The following is an 18,008-nucleotide window of genomic DNA, read 5'->3' as shown; positions in this document are numbered from 1 at the left end:
AGCTAGTATAAAACTAGCTTTTCGTTTAAAAAAATAAGAAGCATAGACTAATGATAAAACCCGCATATAGTAAGTTCACAACACAAAATCCCATAATGTCACGAGCTCCTAAACCAGCTATCGCTAATGCTGGTAATGCCCAGAAAGGTTGAATTAAATTCGTCCAAGCATCGCCCCATGCAATTGCCATTGCTGTTTTTGCAGCAGGTACACCAAGTTCAGCGCCAGCTGGAATCATAATTGGTGCTTGCACAGCCCATTGACCGCCGCCAGATGGAACGAAAATGTTAACAATGCCAGCACTTAAAAATGTAAAGAGCGGAAAAGTCGTTTCATTTGAAATGCTAATAAAGAAATTAGAAATAGCTCCTCCAAGTGAAAGTCCTTCACTATTTGCTCCAATCATCATGCCCATAATTCCTGCGTAAAACGGAAATTGAAGTAAAATGCCAGAAGCACTTTTCGTAGAGTCTGAAAAAGCACGAATATACTGAATCGGAGTACGGTGGAAAATAAGACCTGCAATTAATAACATAAAAATCACGATATCGAGAGTAAGGTTAAAACCTTTCGTATAAAAGTAATTGAAAATATAAATGAGACCTAACAATCCAACGCAAAGTGTAATAATAATGCTATTTTCCATCTTTTCAGCGAACGTATTTTTTTCTACTTCTTGAGCAGCAGCTTCTTCATGGAACACGCTAGGATCTACTGTAATCGTATGTTTTTCATCTGGATGCATCGCTTTATTAATGAGAGGCATCGTAATGAGAAAAATAATAACTGGAACGAGAGCGTATGGTGAGAATAACGTTTCTGTTATTGGAATCGCCTCTTTAATACTTCCAGCAGTCGTTTTAATTAACGTTTCACCGCCTGTTGCTAACGTAAGAGGAATAGAGGCAGAAAGACCGGCATGCCAAATGAGAAATCCAGAGTAAGAAGAGGCGATTGCTAGTCTATAATCTAATCCGTCCAGCTGCCTTGCCACTTCTTTTGCGTATAAAACAGATACAACAATTCCAAAGCCCCAGTTTATGTATGCACCGAGTAAACTTACAATTGAAATGGCAATAATGCCTTGTCCAGTTGTTTTTGGTAGTCTGGCAGCTTTCGTTAATCCTTTTTTAATAAGAGGAGCATTTGCTAAAGCAGATCCAGTCACGAGTACAAGTGCCATTTGCATAGAAAAGGCGAGGAGTCCCCAAATTCCATTACCCCAGTGATTAATCATTTCTACAGGTGTTTGGTGAGTCGCAAACATACCAAAGAAGATAACGAAAACAGTTAGTAAACATGATAAAATAAACGGTTCTGGCAAGAAGCGTTGCACTAAGGCGACGCAACCATTTGTAAAGGAACGAAACAAAATAGATCAACCTCCTTATGTATATGTATTACAATTATTCGAGGTTGTTTAGGAGATAACCTTCAATATAAAGAAAATTCAGATATTTACAGAGTGGTAATTTATTGATAGATTGATATAGAGCCTCGTATCAAATTCTGCTTTTAATATACTAGAAGAAAAACGGTTGGAAATGGGATAGCACTTATAGGGATAGTATAGAGAAAGGTTACTAGCTGGCTTCAAAGCAACTGTTGCAAAGGGAGAGGAGATTCAATACAATAGTGTTGCATTACATGAGAAATATGTTTTAGCACAAATCTAGCTAAAAATGTTTATACAAATACATTTAAAATTGATGGGGTAATTATGATCAAAAGTTTTTATCTTTTAAAGCCTAAAATGTTTACGGCAGATATATATTATAAAGTTTTTATTACAGGTGACTGTATATATTTTATAAAGATTGGCGGACAGTTTCATAGCCGACATGCTTATAAAAAACAATTACCTGGTATTTCAGAGCTATTGTTTTTGTTTTGGTTCAAAAAAATTGAGAAAAAACAATTAAACTTAGAAACTGAAATAGATGCAAAAATACATACTGGCGATGTACATGAACTCTTGCAATTAAAGAATAACTTTTCAATTGAAATAAATATAATTGAAGAGGTACTATTAAATAAACGAGGAACGTTTCATACAGGTTTTAATGATAATGGAACAATTTCCTTTATGTTAAAAAATGATCAAAAAATAAAGTTCATCATACCGGAAGAAACTTTATTTTCATCTATAGAAGAAATTTTCGACCAATATGAACAGACAATCTTTGTAAGGGAAGTGTTTTAAAGGAAACGATTAATTTATTATCTTTTTAATAAAGTGATAGAAAGCTTCATTAAAAAGATGAAGCTTTTTACTTATAAAAGATAACAAAAGTAATACATTCATTACTACATTTGTGTGTGAATTCAAGAAAAATTAAACCACCTAGCCCCTAAAGAGAATATAGGAAGCAGATGGTTTAGGTGTTTTGAGAGGTATCCTGTTTTCAGGATTTAGTTCAAATTATTGATTTGCATTTTTATATCGAGTAAATTTAAGTTTCTGGAATAATTGTAATAGCGACAGTCCGAACCGGAGTCTCTATTTCGTCGCCTTTACTTTGGCTATTGTAGTATTTAATCATTAATTCGTTAAGTTCGTTTTGAAATTTTCCAAAGTGTTCTTCATCTAGCTTTAATTCTACTACAGAAAAAGTAGCAGTATCTTCTTGACTGTTTTGTTCCTCTAATTTCTTAAGGTAACTTTGATATTGTGTCATAAGTGATAACTGATAATAGGAAATGTAGTTTAACTTTTCATCATCAGATAATCCTTTCCATTCACTTCCTTCAATTTTTGCATCTTCTTCATTGATTGCGTAATATTTTTCAGAAACAGATTTCACCTTTTTTTCTTTAATTACATGGACGATACCAGAATCAACCATAGTTTGTAGCTGTCTATATAGTGTGGCTTGTGGTACATTTTTAATGATTTTTACCATTTCTAATGGTGTTAGCCCATCTTCCTTATTTCTCATTAACACTTGGCAAATTTTCATTCTTACCGGATGCATTAAAATTTCAACTTTATTATTCATTCGCTCACCTTATTTATTATGTATTTTTATTCTCATTATAAATAATGAGAATAAAGTTTGCAATTCATTCGTTTATGTTTTATCATTATCAATAATGAGAATGAATTTAGGGAGGAATGACAATAATGCAACTACATTATGGATTGAATGATCTTAAAGACATTGATATTATGACTTTTCTACCCATTATATTGCCAGTTATTGCAGTGGGGGTACTTTTAGTTTTCATTGCATTCATTGATTTATACCGACATAGAAAAACAAGAAAAAATGTACTTGTATGGACGTTCATTATTCTTTTCATTAATGTATTGGGACCTATTTTCTACTTCGTTATAGGGAGAAAGGATAGTGAGAAATTATGAAATTAGAGATTAAAAATGTAACAAAAGTATTTAAAAGAAAAAGTGCGGTTAATAATTTCTCGATGGAACTGCAAGCGGGGGAATGCGTCGGATTAATTGGACCGAACGGAGCAGGGAAATCCACATTAATAAAAGTAATTTCGGATATTATTCATCCAACTGCTGGTGAAGTTTTATTGAATGGGATAAAAATATCAAAAATGAAAAGTGAAATTGGTTATTTACCGCAATATCCTAATTTTTTCCATTGGATGACAGCGAGAGAAACGCTTACCTTTATGGGCCAACTTTCGGGATTGAAAAAAGAAGAATTGTCAAAGTCGATTCCAAAGATTTTGGAGAAAGTTGGACTAAAGGACGAAGAAAACGCAAAGGTTAGTACATTTTCTGGTGGAATGAAACAACGACTTGGTATTGCACAAGCATTATTGCATAAACCGTCACTTATTGTCATGGATGAACCGGTATCCGCATTAGATCCAATCGGCCGACGGGAAGTATTGAATTTAATTGAAGAAATAAAAAAAGATACAACCATTTTATTATCAACCCATATATTAGGCGATGCGGAAGAAATCTGTGAACGATTTGTCATTATAAAAGATGGAACAAAAATAGAAGATACAACGATTACGGAACTTTTACATCGTAATAGTGAAAATAAATTAATGATTGAAATAACAGCTAAAGATCAAAAGTGGATTGAAATTGTAAAAAAATTACCGTATGTGAAGGACGTTGAAGTGGTTGGGCTTAAAATCAAAGTGAAGGTTGAAAGCATTGAAATAAATAAAAATATGTTATTGCAAAATGCACTCGAACATAAAGTGAACATCGTTAAATTTGAAATGAGCAACGATACTTTAGAAGAAATCTTCTTGAAATTGGTGGTGCAAAAATGAATAACTCAATTGTATTGATAAAAAAAGAATGTGTTCAAATGTTACGTGATTTCAAGATTATTTGGCTACCAATTGTTTTTATATTTTTAGGCGCAACACAACCGATAGTAACTCATTATTTGCCATCAATTTTAGAAGCGTTAGGTGGAGGACAGGGAATTACCATTGATTCGAGTATGGCAACGCAAAAAGGGGGCGGAGTATTAGCGAGTACTTTGGGATCCCAGTTTGATCAGCTTGGACTTATGATTCTAGTGATTTCTATGATGGGTGCTATTCAAACAGATAAAGCTAATGGTATGTTGGCCTTTATTTTAACAAGGCCTGTTACTGTTCCTTCATATGTAGGTGGGAAAATAGTGTCGAACTATTTAATGGTAGCGTTTAGTGTAACAATTGGATTCGTTACTTCTTATATATATGTAAATTATCTTTTTACTGTTGTTCCATTCGCACACCTAATTACTGGATTACTATTTTATTTAATTTGGGTTCTTTTTATCGTATCTTTCACAACAATGATAAGTGCTATTTTTCAAAGTCAAGGTATGATTGCATTAATTTCAATTGTTTTCCTTTTAGCTTGTAGAGTAATCGTCGGTTTGAATCCAATAATGGATCAGCTTAATCCAGCCAGTATGAGTAAGTATGCAATGGAAATGTTAGTCACGGGGGGAGTAAATTCAAACGCAATAATCAATGGATTACTAACTATAGTATGGATTTTATTGACACTCTTCGTAACGTTTTATTGGATTGCTAATAAAAAGTTTAATAATGAATAACCATGATGAGTATAGTAGATTTACGAATGCTTTTAAACCTGGAATAATATAATGGATTCAAATAAAACACCGAAATAAGAAAAAGCTTCCACTACTGTGGAAGCTTTTCTAAATGATGTGCAATATCAATATACATATTTGAGTAAGTCGAATGTATTTCATTACTTGGCGTTGCGTTAGAAGAGAAATGAACGATTACCATATTTGCTTTCGGATCGATGTAAAGTGTTTGTCCGTAACTACCTAACACTTCAAAAGCACCTTGTTCATTGTGGGGAATCCACCATTGATTATGATAAGAAATAGAAGCGCCACTACTAATTTCAAGTTCACCTTCTTGTACATTTTTTACACTTTCTGTAATAGAAGAAGGGAGAATTTGTTTTCCGTTATATTCCCCGTTGTTTAATAGTAATTGCCCGAATCTCGCCATATCTCTAGCAGTTGCATTTAATCCAGCACTAGCTTGTTCTACTTTTGTTTCATCTGTAACGTAATACGCGTTTTCTTCCATACCAATTTGAGACCAAATTCGTTCGCTTACATTTTCAGCTAGTGATTTACCAGTAATAGTTCTAATAATCCAAGCGAGCGTTTCTGTTGATCCGTTATTGTAAGAAAAGGAAGAACCAGGCGGTGCAGTTTCTTCGGCTTCCCGTAACATATCATAAATTTTCATCGGACCGTCGTAATTTTTGCCGCGGGGTAAAATATTGCTAGCTAAATATAATTGTGCATCTTGATTTTCTAGCCCAGGTTGCTCATATCCATGAGTAGGATATTCAGCTGAAACTTGCATGTCCATTAATTGCTGAAGTGTGGCATTACCGAACGGTGTGTTTTTTAATTCTTTTATGTAAGTGTCAGCTGTTTTCTCTAAATCGATACGATTCTCTTCAGCGAGAGATTGTATAATTGCCCCGGTAAAGACTTTTGCTAATGATGCCATACCATGAGGTTCATTCTGTTTATACCCATTGAAATATCGTTCGTAAACAAGTTGTCCATTATGTACAACGACAAAAGCATCTGTTTTGTTATCATCTAAAAGTTTTTTTAGAGGAGTTGTATTTCCGAATCTACGCTCCACAGCAAAATCGTCTAAGTTTTGCAATGCGGAAGGGAAGTGAGCAATTTGGTCAGGATTGTTTTTTACGTCATTAACTAAAGTGAATTCTTTCATGTGTGTGTACGACCAACGTAAGTAAGGGTCATTTAACCAGTTTTCTTTTGTCACATTATGTTTTGATGGGGTCGTTTTATTTTGTTTGAAGTAAGTAAACCCAAGCCCTGTAATTACAAATATGAATGTTAGTATAAGTAAGAGTAGGGGAGATTTTTTTAGTTTCATATATGGCCCTCCTTTTTATTTCTACTATAAGTATACGCTCGTCTTGAAAGAAATACAAAATAAGGAAAGTAAACGGGGAAGTTTACTTTCCTTATTAACGTTAAGCGGAAATTTTTCCGTCTGTAGGTTGTTTCTTGAATTTTTGTTTTCGTCCGTGTAATCCATAATATAAAAGTAAAGTGAACGCAACGATAATAGCTGCGATAAAATACATATTATGATAACTGGATTTCGCTGCGACAATACCTAAAATGAAAGAACCAAAACCAATACCACTATCAAAGAATGAGAAATACGTAGCTGTCGCAGAACCACGTCTATGGTTTGGAGCGGCAGAAATCGCAATCGTTTGGAAACTCGGAATTAATGTCCCGTAACCTAAACCGATTAGCATACCTGCGCCAAGGAACCAAAATGAAGTTTGTGCTTGGCTTAATATGAACATTCCGATTGTGAAAATAATGATAGCAGGGTAAACGAGTACATTTTCACCGAAGCGATCAAAAATCTTTCCTGTAAATGGACGAGAAATGACAACAACAAGTGCGTATAAAATAAAGAAGTAACTTGCAATTTCACTTAAACCGAGTTCTTTCGCATAAATAGGAATAAAGGATAAAATACCACTATAAGAAAAGGCTAAAACAAATCCTGTAAGTGCAATCGGAATAGAAGATGGTTCGATTAAGTCTTTCCATTTCATTTTTTCACGTTTTTGTTTGCTAACAGGTGCTTCGTGCGGAATATCTACAAGTAGTCCTAATAAAAATGCAAGTAATGAAAATACGGAACAAACGATAAATAATACAGTAAACGAAAAATGAGAAATAATTGTTAAACCTAAAAAAGGACCAATTACCATCGGCAGACTCATAAATACGCCGAAATATGCAAGCGCTTCGCCTCGTCGATGAGCTGGCGCAACATCAGTTACAATCGTACCAGTAGCTGTCGTTGCCATCCCGAACCCAATACCGTGCAAGAAGCGAAGGGCAAGTAATAAGAATAAACTTTGCGCACCGAAATACATAACAGTAGCGGCTAAAAATAATGAAAGTGAAATAAATAATATTTTCTTTCTTCCTAAATCATCGAGCCATTTTCCTGTGAATGGTCTACATAAAACAGAAGAAATAAGAAACACAGTTGCAACTAAACCAATTTCCTCAGGTTTTCCTTTTAGGCCGTCTATGACATAGACAGGCAGAGTAGTCATAAGCATGTAAAATGTTAAGAAAAGAAATAGACTACTAAAACAAGTTCCGAGGAAATCCTTCGTCCAAAGTTTCTCACTTTGCATCGTCATCCCTCCAATTTAATCTAAATTTTTAATAATTTGTTGTAACACCTGAAATGCTTGATGTAAATCATCTTCATTAATACCTTCTAGCGTTTTTTCTTCGAAAGTATCAACTTCTTCTTGCCATACTGGAATCATCTTTATCGCTGTTTCGGATAAAGAAATGAGCTTCTCGCGGCGATCTTTACCTTCTGTACGAATAATCCATCCCATCGTTTCCATACGTGTTAACGTACGAGTCATCGTTGGTGATTCAACATTTAAATACTGGCACAATTCTGTTTGCGTACAAGAACCAGTTTGATTAATGCGGAAAATAACAGCCCATTGCGCACTAAATAACCCTGTTGGAGATACACGTTCATTAAATTTCTTCGTAAACTTTCGAGAAGTCTGGCTGACGATGTGAAAAAAATGTTGTTTTTCGTCCATGTATTTTAATCCTTTCAAATTAGTTACCTAGCTAACTATATACTTTTTTATAATAATTGTCTAGTAATAGACATGTTGATTTGTGTAAAAAATTCTTATAGGTTTTATGTTGCGAACGTATATTCTACGTGCTATTCTTTAATTAAGTAAAGAATTTTCTTTCTATTAAATAGAATGGGGGAACTTGTGATGATTAAGCCTGCAACAATGGAGTTTGTTTCACTATCGAACGGAGAAACGATTGCATATCAGGAAGTTGGAAGGCGAAATACAGATATTCTTGTACTCATTCACGGGAACATGACATCGTCACAACATTGGGATTTAGTTATTGAAAAGTTGCAAGATCAATACCATATTTACGCTCTTGATTTAAGAGGGTTTGGACAATCAACGTATAATCAGTCGATAGATTCATTACAAGACTTTGCAGACGATGTAAAATTATTTATTGACGAGTTAAAGCTAGAGAAATTTTCATTAATGGGCTGGTCAATGGGTGGTGGCGTTGCGATGCAATTTACAGCGAATCACCCAACTTTTGTAGAAAAGTTAATTTTAGTAGAATCAGTAGGAATGAAAGGATACCCAATCTTTAAAAAAGATACGAATGGGCAGCCGATTGTATCAAGTTTAGTAAAGACGAAAGAAGAAATTGCGCAAGATCCAGTACAAATCGCTCCAGTATTAGATGCGATAAAAAATATGAACAAACTATATTACCGTACAGTATGGAATCTATTAATATATACACATAATCAACCTGAACCGGATCGTTATGAAAAGTATTTAGATGATATGTTAACGCAACGTAATTTCGTAGATGTGAATTATGCGCTCATTACATTTAATATTTCAGATGAACATAATGGGGTTGTAGAGGGAAGTAAACAAATTCATCGTATTAAAGCGCCAACACTCGTCATACAAGGTGATAGAGATTATGTCGTACCGCAAGTAGTCGGTGAGGAATTAGCGAAACATTTGCCAAATGCAGAGTTGAAGGTATTAGAAGATTGCGGACACTCGCCGTTTATTGATTGTTTAGATGTATTTATAAAACATGTAGAGGATTGGTTAGAACAGAAATAATCCCCGAAATGAGAAGTGTTGCATATACTATAACATTTGTATGTATAAGGGGAGATTATCAATGCATAAACCATCCTTAATCGCTTATTCGCCATATAATCATCATATCTATACAAAAATAATGATAGATCCGATGTATATGCAAGTTTCACCAGCTGTAGTTCCTTTACAAATGCAGCAGCCACTAACAGCTCATATGCAACATTACTTATATGGACCTTCATTTTATGAAAATCCATATTTTAAACACTTTCATTACAATGTGAAAGCGCAAGTTTGGGAAGGATAAGATAACAAGCTAAAAGGTTCATTCTTTTAGCTTGTTTTTTATTGCGAATATTCGTACACGCATTTGAAGAAACAGTTTATAATGAAAAGTGGAAGCATGAGAAGGAGAGGGACAGAGGATGTCAATGCGTTTTACTTTTTGGATTATGGTTGGGATTGTAGCAATCTCGGGTTTGTCACAAGGAATGCTCTTACCGGCCATTGCAATGATTTTTGAACAAGAAGGGGTTAGTTCAAGTATTAATGGTATTCATGCGACGGCATTGTACATTGGGATAGTAGTTATTTCGCCGTTTCTTGAAAAACCGATGCAAAGGTTTGGAATGAAGCCGATTATTGTTATAGGTGGGTTTCTCGTTATTATTTCATTATTCTTTTTTACACAAACATTTTCATTTTGGGTATGGTTTATCCTTAGATTTCTAGTTGGAGTTGGAGATCATATGCTTCATGTCGGAACACAAACATGGATCACGACAACATCAGACCCAAGTAAAATAGGGAGACAAGTATCGATATACGGTGTATTCTTCGGAATTGGTTTTGCCGTTGGTCCGTATTTAGCAAGCACTGTGCAGTACGGTCTTGCAACACCATTTATTATATCTACTATACTTTGTCTAATAGGTTGGCTTTTACTACTTCCAACAAAAAATGCATTCCCAGCGCAAGATGAAAGAGAAGCGAAGAGTGAATCATCATTTTCTCGTTATAAACAAGTTGTTGGATTAGGATGGATTGCACTGCTGGGACCACTTGCATATGGCGTACTTGAAGCAATGTTAAACAGTAACTTACCAGTATACGCACTTCGTAAAGGGTGGTCTGTTTCAGATGTATCCTTCTTGTTACCAGCATTTGCAGTTGGGGGTATTATTACACAAATTCCGCTCGGTATATTAAGTGATAAATACGGAAGGGACCGTATATTAACTTGGACGTTTAGCATAAGTACGGGCATTTTTCTACTTGCCGCCGTATTTGATCAATATTACTGGATTGTCTTTGCCTGCATGCTTTTAGCGGGTATGGTTATTGGATCGTGCTTCTCTTTAGGGCTTGGATTTATGACTGACTTATTACCGAGACACTTACTACCGGCAGGTAATATATTATCCGGAATCGCTTTTAGTTTAGGAAGTATTATGGGACCTGTATTAGGCGGCGTATTTATAGAAAAAATACAGTATACAAGCTTTTTTATTGCGGTTATGATTATAATGGGAATTCTCGCAATGTTATATATGGTCTACATGAAAAATCAATTCGCATCAAGAAAAATAGAAAGTAGGTTAGGGCATGACAAAACAACCTAATAAAAAGAAATTTGAAGTACTTGAAAATGAAACAATTACAGACTGCTTAGCACGTATGGAACAAGAAGGCTACGCTCCGTCTCGTCGTATGGAAGAGCCAATCTTTCATGAAGTAAAGAAAGACGGCAAAACAGTAGTTGAGCCGTGCGGTAGGAAGATTGTTTTTGAAGGGAAATTGAAGTAATCCAATAACAAATTCTCTTTATAGTATAGAGCCATCCAATAGTTGGGTGGCTTGTTTTTTTATTAATCAATGAAGGAATTGAATAGAATGAATCTCTCGTTCATTTCTCCTAATTGGCTTCTTTATATGGGGCAAAAGATTGCTACTTTTTTCGTATATTGGTAAAATAAGTTCTTGGGTCTTACTTATTGTTATCGGTATAATGTTTGTCGCTTGAATGAAAGAAATTAGTTGCAAAAATTTCGCACTATGTAAAGGGGTACAGCAACGATCCCTTTTTTGGGAGGCACCTTAAACATAAAGCGAGAGAAGAGGCTATATGAACGATTCTCCTATCTTGTTTAAATATTAAACGAGTTACTGCAATTGGAACAGGTATATAAAACTAGTCGACATCCTGATGGATCATCTTTTTCTAGTAATCTATTACTTCTGATGGAATCGATAGATTGCTAGAAAGCGGAAAACAATTATTAATATATTCCGAAGCAGGTGTAACAGAGTGTCCTTCCATAATTAAGGGTAAAACCAAAATACGTTTTTTTAAAGAATGATTTGTTAGAACAGGTTATAAGGAATAAAACAGAAAAGAGGATCACATGTTAGATACTTTACAGAAAAGTAAAAAGTTTTTTTTAGTATGTCTTATTTTTTTAGTGCTTTTAACCGCTTGTGGTAATACAGATGTTAAGACATCTAAAGCTTCATTACCACCGGCTGAATCCAATATAGATACATCATTAAAAGCACCGAATTGGGTAGAGAAAAGTCCTATCCAACAGTCTCCTAATTTTACGGAAGATAAAAAAGTACAATCGGTTGTGAATTTAATAGCAACGGGTGATAATTTATATCATGACGCAGTAATTAAAGATGGCAAACAAAAAGATGGTTCATATGATTATAATTATATTTATGAAAATATCAAAAAAGCTGTTAAATCAAGCGATCTTGCTATAGTGAACCAGGAGACTCCGATTGCCGGAAATAATTTAAAAGTACAAGGATATCCGACTTTCAATACACCTGAAGAAGTAGGCCAATCTTTAGTGGACACTGGATTCAATATAGTGACGCAAGCGACAAATCACGCTATGGATATGGGTATTAAAGGTGTTGCGAATACAAGAGAATACTGGAAGAAATATCCGGATGTTATCCCGGTAGGTATTAATGAGAGTCAAAACGAGCGTAATGAAATAAAAACGATTACAAAAAATGGTATTCGTTTTGCGTTACTCAATTATACATATGGTACGAATGGAATTAAAATTCCAGCTGATAAGTCTTGGGCTTTAAATTTAATTGATAAAAAAGCGATACAAAATGATGTGGAAAAGGCGAAGAGTAGCTCTGATATGGTGATTGTTATGGTGCATTGGGGAGTAGAATATACCTCAACACCTTCAAAGCAACAAAAAGAAGTTGCTCAATATTTAACAGATTTAGGTGTAGATGTAGTAATTGGAAATCATCCACATGTAATTCAACCAATTGAGTGGAAACAAAATAAAGATGGACATGAAACGCTAATCTATTATTCTCTTGGAAATCTTATTTCTGCGCAAGAAAAATTAGAAACATTGGTTGGAGGATTATCTTATGTACAATTTGTTAAGTATGAAGATAAAACTTTTGGTATACGACAAGCGGCAATCGTACCGACAGTAACCGACTATGCTGATGGTAAGAAACAATTTAAAATTCAATTTTTAAAAGATTATTCGGATGAAAATTCTAAAAAACATGGAATTAAAAAATTTGTCGGCCCCGTTTCTTTGAAGGATTTCAAGGAGATTCCTAGAGACGTGTTGGGAAATTGGTATAAAGACTAATAAACAAAAAGGGAATGAGATACAATTAAAAAATTTATAATTTTAGCATTGGTATTAGCAATGGGATGGAGTCTTGCTGCTTGTAGTGGAAAGCAAACATCTCAGGCAACTACTAATAATAACGATAAAAATAAAAATGAAATACATGCGAAGAAAAAAGATGTTTTACCTATCTCTGATGTTAATGATTGGAGAATTATCCTTGTAAATAGAGAGCATATGTTATCAAAGGAACTAGGAATTGAATTAACAAGTATCACCCAAAATGCGAAGCCAAATATGAAAATAGATAGTAGAATTGCAACTTCTTATCAGGATATGGTAGCAGCTGCAAAAAAAGAGGGAATCAATCTTTATTTAAGATCAGGTTATCGAGCTATAAAATTACAACAAACTTATTATGATGCTTCAGTTAAAAGCTATAAATCTCAAGGCTTGTCGGATAAAGAGGCTAGTGCTAAGGCATTGGAATATCTTCAGTATCCTGGTGCAAGTGAACATCATACTGGATTAGCGTTAGACATTATTTCAGTTGAATGGCAGAATACTGTAGAAGATTTAAATGCAAAATTTGAAACTACCGATGCATTCAAATGGTTAGATAAGAATGCTGCAGAATATGGGTTTACTCTCCGCTATCCAAAAGATAAAGAGAATATTACTGGCATTAAGTATGAGCCATGGCACTATCGTTATGTAGGAAAAGAAGTTGCTGTTTATCTAAAAGAAAAAGGGTTAACTTTAGAAGAATATAACGAAAAAATTAAGTCTGGTAAGTAAAAATATGCTGTAATTTTATTAAACATTATGCACTGCTACAGGAAAAGGTGAATCTGAGGATGTGTTAACCTTCCGCCTAGTATTGTAAAAACTGAGTATGATAATTTGAGCACGTATGAACCAGTTATCGTGTAAAAAGATGTATGTATTAAGAAATTAAAGTTAAGGATCTGATATTCATATCAGATCCTTTTTCTATTGTTCTTTTAAGCGCGACTGAGCCAAAATATTGGAATGAATATAGAAACAAAACAGCCCAAGGAATAGTAAAACGAGTCCGGGAGCCTACTCGTACGCTTCATTGGGATTATCCAGAAATAGTTGTTGATGAAATAAGAAAGAACTGGTCTTACTCTCAAGCAAGGATTTAATACGAATGAATTGGATAAAAGGTAATAATAAAAAACACTGCGCCTGGCAGTGTTTTTTATTATTTCTGCACATAAATACATAGTCATATTGATTAAAGTTTCACTTTATTGAAGAAAAATGCGAAAGCCATTCATAAAATATGGAAATGTTAAAATCCCTTTGATAAAATAGCAATATGTAAAAATAATTATTTGTTAATTCTTAATGTAATGAATATTCATGTTTAAATATACGAATTTAACTACATAGTTATTGCGCTAAAGGGGGAGAAAGATGTTAGATGAATTATACAATGCTTTTTTAAATGCGTCTGGTTTTACAGAAAGTGCGAGGAAACGAGATCGGTATGATGATTTACATGATTATTTAAAAGATAAAGAAAGAGAGTTAAAGCAATTCATTCAAGAGGCTGAATCAGCGAAGAGAGAGTATGAGAGTAAAAGTAATGGCTTAGAAGCTAATAAAATTCCGGCAGTTGAATTTGAACAAAAACGTCATGAAAAGGATGAAGACTTAAATACAGTATTATCCTATTTTAAAAGTGCATTAAGCGATGTTGGATCTGCAAAAAGTACAGCTTATGCAAAGTATTTGGAATATAAAGCGAAAGCAGAATCAGAGAAAGCGTCAGCATACGCTGCAGCGACCAAGGCTTTTGAAGAAAAGAAAAAGGAATTTGAAAAACTTATCCATTAAGCATACAAAGAATGGAGGGAACCAACATGAGTGGTAAAGAGGTTGAAATTATAGGAAGTAACACTGCAAGTGCCATTTCTTACGCACAAAACATTGAAAATGGTATGAAGGATTCTTTAAACCAAGCGAAAGACTTAAAAGCATATGTCACAGGTGCGAAATGGAATGGAAAAACGAGAGATGCATTTTTAAGTTATCTTGATTTGATCATTCAATATAATTCAGAAATGGTAGAGGCATTTGAAGGACATACGAAAGCTTTGAAAGAGTTAGATAAAAGCATTCAAACGTACGGAGATAAATCGGAAGTAAGGGCGATAAAACAACTGTGATGGAGAAACGAGGGATAAAAGAATGGGGAAAGAAATGAGTTTTGCACCTGCTGAATTATATGTTCTCGCAGGTGCAGCTGGGGTTACCGATATATTTGGATTGCCAAACCGTGACGCAATTATTTTACTTGATGCAGAATGTGTCACGAAAGCAACTACGAGTTTAAAAGAAAAAGGCCTACTTACAAGTGAAAATGGAATTACCCCTGCAGCTTTTCAAATAATTGAACTATTAAAGGAATATGAAAGTTGTCATGAATACACGAGAATGAATAATGTATTAATTGGCTTTTTGAAAGAGGATAAAGACCGAGTGGCTGTATTAACGGAAATAGAACCAAATAAAAAATACGAGATCGACTACATACCAAAGCCAGACGTATATTTTTCCTTATTAACACGCATCCCTTTCTTATTGAGAGAACCGAGGGAAATAGAAGATACATTTTTCTCAAAGAGAATGACAGAAGAAGAACAACAAACATTTGAGGAAAAAGATTTATCAAATAAAAACGTTATAGCGATAGAAACGTATACGAGGCCTCGAAGTAATAGAGGAGGAAAATGGGAATGTTTCTTATATTTCACTGAAGGAGAAGATTTCGTTCAAATAGATGTAGATCGTAATCGATATGACTGGGTGAGCCTCTATGCGGTTAATAAGAAATTGTATGACGTGTTAAAAATGCCATATAAAAAGTTAATTGACCCGAGACAATTCTCGTTAGGAGGTATTCAATAATGCAAGTATCAATGGGAGATAGTGGTTCTGGTGGTGGAGAAGAAGTATTAGTTAATTTTCAAGAACTACTAGATATAGTAATGAAGTTAGAAAATATATATAAAATCCATGTAGACGTCATTGGAACGAATATTGAGAGTTTATTAAGCTGTGATTTTTATCAAAAAGGTGAAGCGATGAGAGTAATTGAAAAATATCCTGATATATTACACAAAACACTAGAATTGGCTGAACACTATTCTAGGTCAGCGACAGTTGTAGGGAATGTATGTGTAGAAATGCTTGAAAAGGACGAACAATTACGTGAAATATTAAGTAAGTTGTAGAAATCACCATACGGCTGGGGGGATGAAAACGAGATGGATGTGAAATATAGACCTGAACCATGGCAAAACATGGGGGATGGTATGAATCGAATTACAAAAGATGCACTCATGAAATTACGGGAAGCAAATGAATCATTAAAAAGAATTGATGGAAGAATACGAGATTTAGACTCGGATGGTAGTATACATTTTAATCCTAAAGATCAATCGCAAAAAATCGGGGAATTACTTGATAGTTATACGACATTACAAAAATATTGCGGAGAAGCAGGGCGATTGGTGTCTGAACATATAGATAAACCTTTTTTAGTAGAAATGGATAAATTCGCTCAAAAAATGAGAGATACATCTATTCTCAGTTTTGAAACAAATAACCGAATTGGCTCTACAACAACGACAGTATTACCAGGTGCGCATGCGGGCTACGGAAGTGTACCACAAACAATACAGAAGAAGAAAGATAAAATAACAGTAGAAGATATTTTTAAAGATTCACCTGCATTTGATAACGTACTGAGAGCGGAGTACGAAGAACTAAAAAAACAAAATCCAGATGCAAAATTAAATTATGAAGAATACAAGAAAGTAGTCCCATCCACACGAGGATTTGAATACAAATCGATAGAAGATGAACAGAAAAAACTAGAAATGGTGCGAGACATAGGAATAGGCGTAGGAATCATCATCACAACAATCCTTTGTCCACCACTCGGGGCCGCTGCCGCAGTAGTATACGGCGCTGTACAAATAAAAAGTGGTATCGACGGAGAAGACTGGGGAACACACCGGAAATTGAGCCAAGAAGAGCGGGTAGGAAACATCATTTTTGGCGGATTAGATGCAATCCCAGTTGTGGGAGCGGTAGGAAAAGGAGTAAAAGCATTCAAAGGCACGAGTGAATTAGCTGATTTAGCGAAATTATTAAAATTCAAAGAAGGAATGCCTGGTTTTAATCCAAATTTGGGTAAAAATGTGGTACAATCGCTTAAGGAAAATAATCTATTAAAAAATTTAAAAATACAAGGCTGGAAAACCGTAGGTAAGATTAATGATGCGGACTACTTCATAAAAGGTCTAGTAGCAAAAGGTGTGGACTCCGTAACCCCATTCGCTAAAGGTGTAGAAATACTGCCAGATGGAAGTGTCGCTAGAACTGGAACGAACTATAGCGGGAAATTCCAAGAAGCCCATGATGCCTCAAAGGCGAGTATTCAGAGTAGGATCTCGAATTTGGAGAGTGGTGGGGTTAAGGGTACGGGTAAAGTTGGTTATGGCAGTAACATTTCAGACAATATCTCAAAAGAAATTAAAGAGTTAGATAAAGAAATAAATAGATTGAAAATAGAGGGAAATGACAAAGAAGTCAAAAGATTAACGCGAGAAAAAAATAAATTGGCCAACAAGTTGGATACGAAAGATGTTATTAGTGATCATTATGACTTGAAGGTTGCAAAGGAGTATGAAAGAAAAATCGATAATTCTAAATATTTTTCTCATGATAAAGGTGATTTTGGGGAAGAAGTGACAAAAATAGTAGCTAGAGACAGTGATTTAGGTAAAGATGTTTCCGATCTGTTCCAAGTGGGGAGAAATGGTATAGATGCAGCATTCCTATCGAAAGGGCCGCCGCCAAAGTTAACTATTATTGAATCAAAGGCATCAGATTCCGCTAGTTTTAGTTACTCGGATAAACAGAAAAAGGGTGGAGATACTTATTTTCAAGACATGGTTAACAGCGATGATCCTAGGTATGCTAATTTTAGAGATAACTTAGAGAATCTGATGGAGGAGAGTCCGGATCTACAATTCGATTTTATTAGAGTTGAAACAGATATAAAGATTACTGATACTGGATTCGGTGTTGATGAGTTAAAGGTAAAGGACTGGAATAAGAAAATAGATTAATTCATA

20 protein-coding genes are annotated in these 18,008 nt (G+C 34.6%); 15 read left to right on the top strand and 5 right to left on the bottom strand.

What is annotated here, in order from left to right; translation table 11 throughout:
• Positions 1-25: 25 nt before the first annotated feature.
• The gene (locus ACTL4X_RS16310; RefSeq protein ID WP_086401353.1) at positions 26-1,372 is read right to left on the bottom strand and encodes a short-chain fatty acid transporter; all 1,347 of its coding nucleotides are present in this window, start codon (positions 1,370-1,372) and stop codon (positions 26-28) included.
• 348 nt (positions 1,373-1,720) lie between these two features.
• Between ACTL4X_RS16310 and ACTL4X_RS16305 the strand changes: the two genes are divergently transcribed.
• Complete coding sequence (locus tag ACTL4X_RS16305) at positions 1,721-2,203, top strand: hypothetical protein (protein WP_000597306.1); 483 nt, start codon at positions 1,721-1,723, stop codon at positions 2,201-2,203.
• A gap of 250 nt (positions 2,204-2,453) precedes the next feature.
• Here the strand turns inward: ACTL4X_RS16305 and ACTL4X_RS16300 are convergent, their stop codons facing one another.
• Positions 2,454-2,999 (bottom strand): transcriptional regulator, encoded by a 546-nt coding sequence (locus ACTL4X_RS16300; RefSeq protein ID WP_001060889.1) that lies wholly within the window; start codon positions 2,997-2,999, stop codon positions 2,454-2,456.
• A 125-nt stretch (positions 3,000-3,124) separates the two neighbouring features.
• Between ACTL4X_RS16300 and ACTL4X_RS16295 the strand changes: the two genes are divergently transcribed.
• From ACTL4X_RS16295 to ACTL4X_RS16285, 3 genes are read left to right on the top strand one after another with little or no spacing between them, the layout of a single operon-like run.
• Positions 3,125-3,364: a PLD nuclease N-terminal domain-containing protein gene (locus ACTL4X_RS16295; protein WP_001175971.1), complete on the top strand. Its 240-nt coding sequence runs from the start codon at positions 3,125-3,127 to the stop codon at positions 3,362-3,364.
• A complete protein-coding gene (locus ACTL4X_RS16290; RefSeq protein ID WP_086401351.1) occupies positions 3,361-4,266 on the top strand; it encodes an ABC transporter ATP-binding protein in 906 nt (301 codons plus the stop codon). Before ACTL4X_RS16295 ends, ACTL4X_RS16290 begins: the two co-directional genes overlap by 4 nt.
• Positions 4,263-5,051, top strand: a complete 789-nt coding sequence (locus tag ACTL4X_RS16285; RefSeq protein ID WP_441394924.1) for an ABC transporter permease subunit — start codon at positions 4,263-4,265, stop codon at positions 5,049-5,051. The genes ACTL4X_RS16290 and ACTL4X_RS16285 overlap by 4 nt, the downstream gene beginning before the upstream one ends.
• A 91-nt stretch (positions 5,052-5,142) precedes the next feature.
• Here the strand turns inward: ACTL4X_RS16285 and ACTL4X_RS16280 are convergent, their stop codons facing one another.
• The 3 genes from ACTL4X_RS16280 to ACTL4X_RS16270 all read right to left on the bottom strand — a co-directional run bounded on the left by ACTL4X_RS16280 (position 5,143) and on the right by ACTL4X_RS16270 (position 8,134).
• Positions 5,143-6,402, bottom strand: a complete 1,260-nt coding sequence (locus tag ACTL4X_RS16280) for a serine hydrolase domain-containing protein (protein ID WP_086401350.1) — start codon at positions 6,400-6,402, stop codon at positions 5,143-5,145.
• A gap of 100 nt (positions 6,403-6,502) precedes the next feature.
• The gene (locus ACTL4X_RS16275; RefSeq protein WP_001190318.1) at positions 6,503-7,702 is read right to left on the bottom strand and encodes an MFS transporter; all 1,200 of its coding nucleotides are present in this window, start codon (positions 7,700-7,702) and stop codon (positions 6,503-6,505) included.
• A 15-nt stretch (positions 7,703-7,717) separates the two neighbouring features.
• The gene (locus ACTL4X_RS16270) at positions 7,718-8,134 is read right to left on the bottom strand and encodes a MarR family winged helix-turn-helix transcriptional regulator (RefSeq protein WP_000343680.1); all 417 of its coding nucleotides are present in this window, start codon (positions 8,132-8,134) and stop codon (positions 7,718-7,720) included.
• A 189-nt stretch (positions 8,135-8,323) separates the two neighbouring features.
• On the opposite strand from ACTL4X_RS16270, the gene phaZ reads away from it, so the two are divergent.
• The 11 genes from phaZ to ACTL4X_RS16215 all read left to right on the top strand — a co-directional run bounded on the left by phaZ (position 8,324) and on the right by ACTL4X_RS16215 (position 18,002).
• Positions 8,324-9,226 (top strand): intracellular short-chain-length polyhydroxyalkanoate depolymerase, encoded by a 903-nt coding sequence (phaZ, locus tag ACTL4X_RS16265; RefSeq protein WP_000594877.1) that lies wholly within the window; start codon positions 8,324-8,326, stop codon positions 9,224-9,226.
• 61 nt (positions 9,227-9,287) lie between these two features.
• Entirely contained in the window at positions 9,288-9,515 is a 228-nt protein-coding gene (locus ACTL4X_RS16260; protein WP_000549500.1) for a hypothetical protein, read from the top strand.
• Between the two features lie 118 nt (positions 9,516-9,633).
• A complete protein-coding gene (locus tag ACTL4X_RS16255; protein ID WP_000062807.1) occupies positions 9,634-10,830 on the top strand; it encodes an MFS transporter in 1,197 nt (398 codons plus the stop codon).
• Entirely contained in the window at positions 10,814-11,014 is a 201-nt protein-coding gene (locus ACTL4X_RS16250; protein ID WP_000166303.1) for an NETI motif-containing protein, read from the top strand. Before ACTL4X_RS16255 ends, ACTL4X_RS16250 begins: the two co-directional genes overlap by 17 nt.
• Positions 11,015-11,613: 599 nt before the next feature.
• Entirely contained in the window at positions 11,614-12,849 is a 1,236-nt protein-coding gene (locus tag ACTL4X_RS16245; RefSeq protein ID WP_000887591.1) for a CapA family protein, read from the top strand.
• Between the two features lie 48 nt (positions 12,850-12,897).
• On the top strand, positions 12,898-13,629 hold the full coding sequence (locus ACTL4X_RS16240; RefSeq protein ID WP_000241986.1) for a M15 family metallopeptidase: 732 nt from the start codon (positions 12,898-12,900) through the stop codon (positions 13,627-13,629).
• 645 nt (positions 13,630-14,274) lie between these two features.
• Positions 14,275-14,697: a hypothetical protein gene (locus ACTL4X_RS16235; protein ID WP_000883465.1), complete on the top strand. Its 423-nt coding sequence runs from the start codon at positions 14,275-14,277 to the stop codon at positions 14,695-14,697.
• A gap of 26 nt (positions 14,698-14,723) precedes the next feature.
• Positions 14,724-15,029 carry a WXG100 family type VII secretion target gene (locus ACTL4X_RS16230; RefSeq protein WP_000014535.1) on the top strand — a complete coding sequence of 102 codons (306 nt, stop codon included), beginning with the start codon at positions 14,724-14,726 and terminating at the stop codon, positions 15,027-15,029.
• A gap of 22 nt (positions 15,030-15,051) precedes the next feature.
• Entirely contained in the window at positions 15,052-15,771 is a 720-nt protein-coding gene (locus ACTL4X_RS16225; RefSeq protein ID WP_000514125.1) for a DUF5081 family protein, read from the top strand.
• Entirely contained in the window at positions 15,771-16,097 is a 327-nt protein-coding gene (locus tag ACTL4X_RS16220) for a hypothetical protein (RefSeq protein ID WP_001198201.1), read from the top strand. The genes ACTL4X_RS16225 and ACTL4X_RS16220 overlap by 1 nt, the downstream gene beginning before the upstream one ends.
• Positions 16,098-16,130: 33 nt before the next feature.
• A complete protein-coding gene (locus tag ACTL4X_RS16215) occupies positions 16,131-18,002 on the top strand; it encodes an ADP-ribosyltransferase (RefSeq protein ID WP_086401489.1) in 1,872 nt (623 codons plus the stop codon).
• Positions 18,003-18,008: the final 6 nt, after the last annotated feature.

It is taken from the genome of Bacillus sp. RE35, from assembly GCF_052146655.1.
In the GTDB taxonomy this organism is placed as follows: Bacteria; Bacillota; Bacilli; order Bacillales; family Bacillaceae_G; genus Bacillus_A; species Bacillus_A cereus.
Note: the sequence above shows the minus strand (reverse complement) of the source record. Positions and strands in the feature narration are given on the sequence as shown.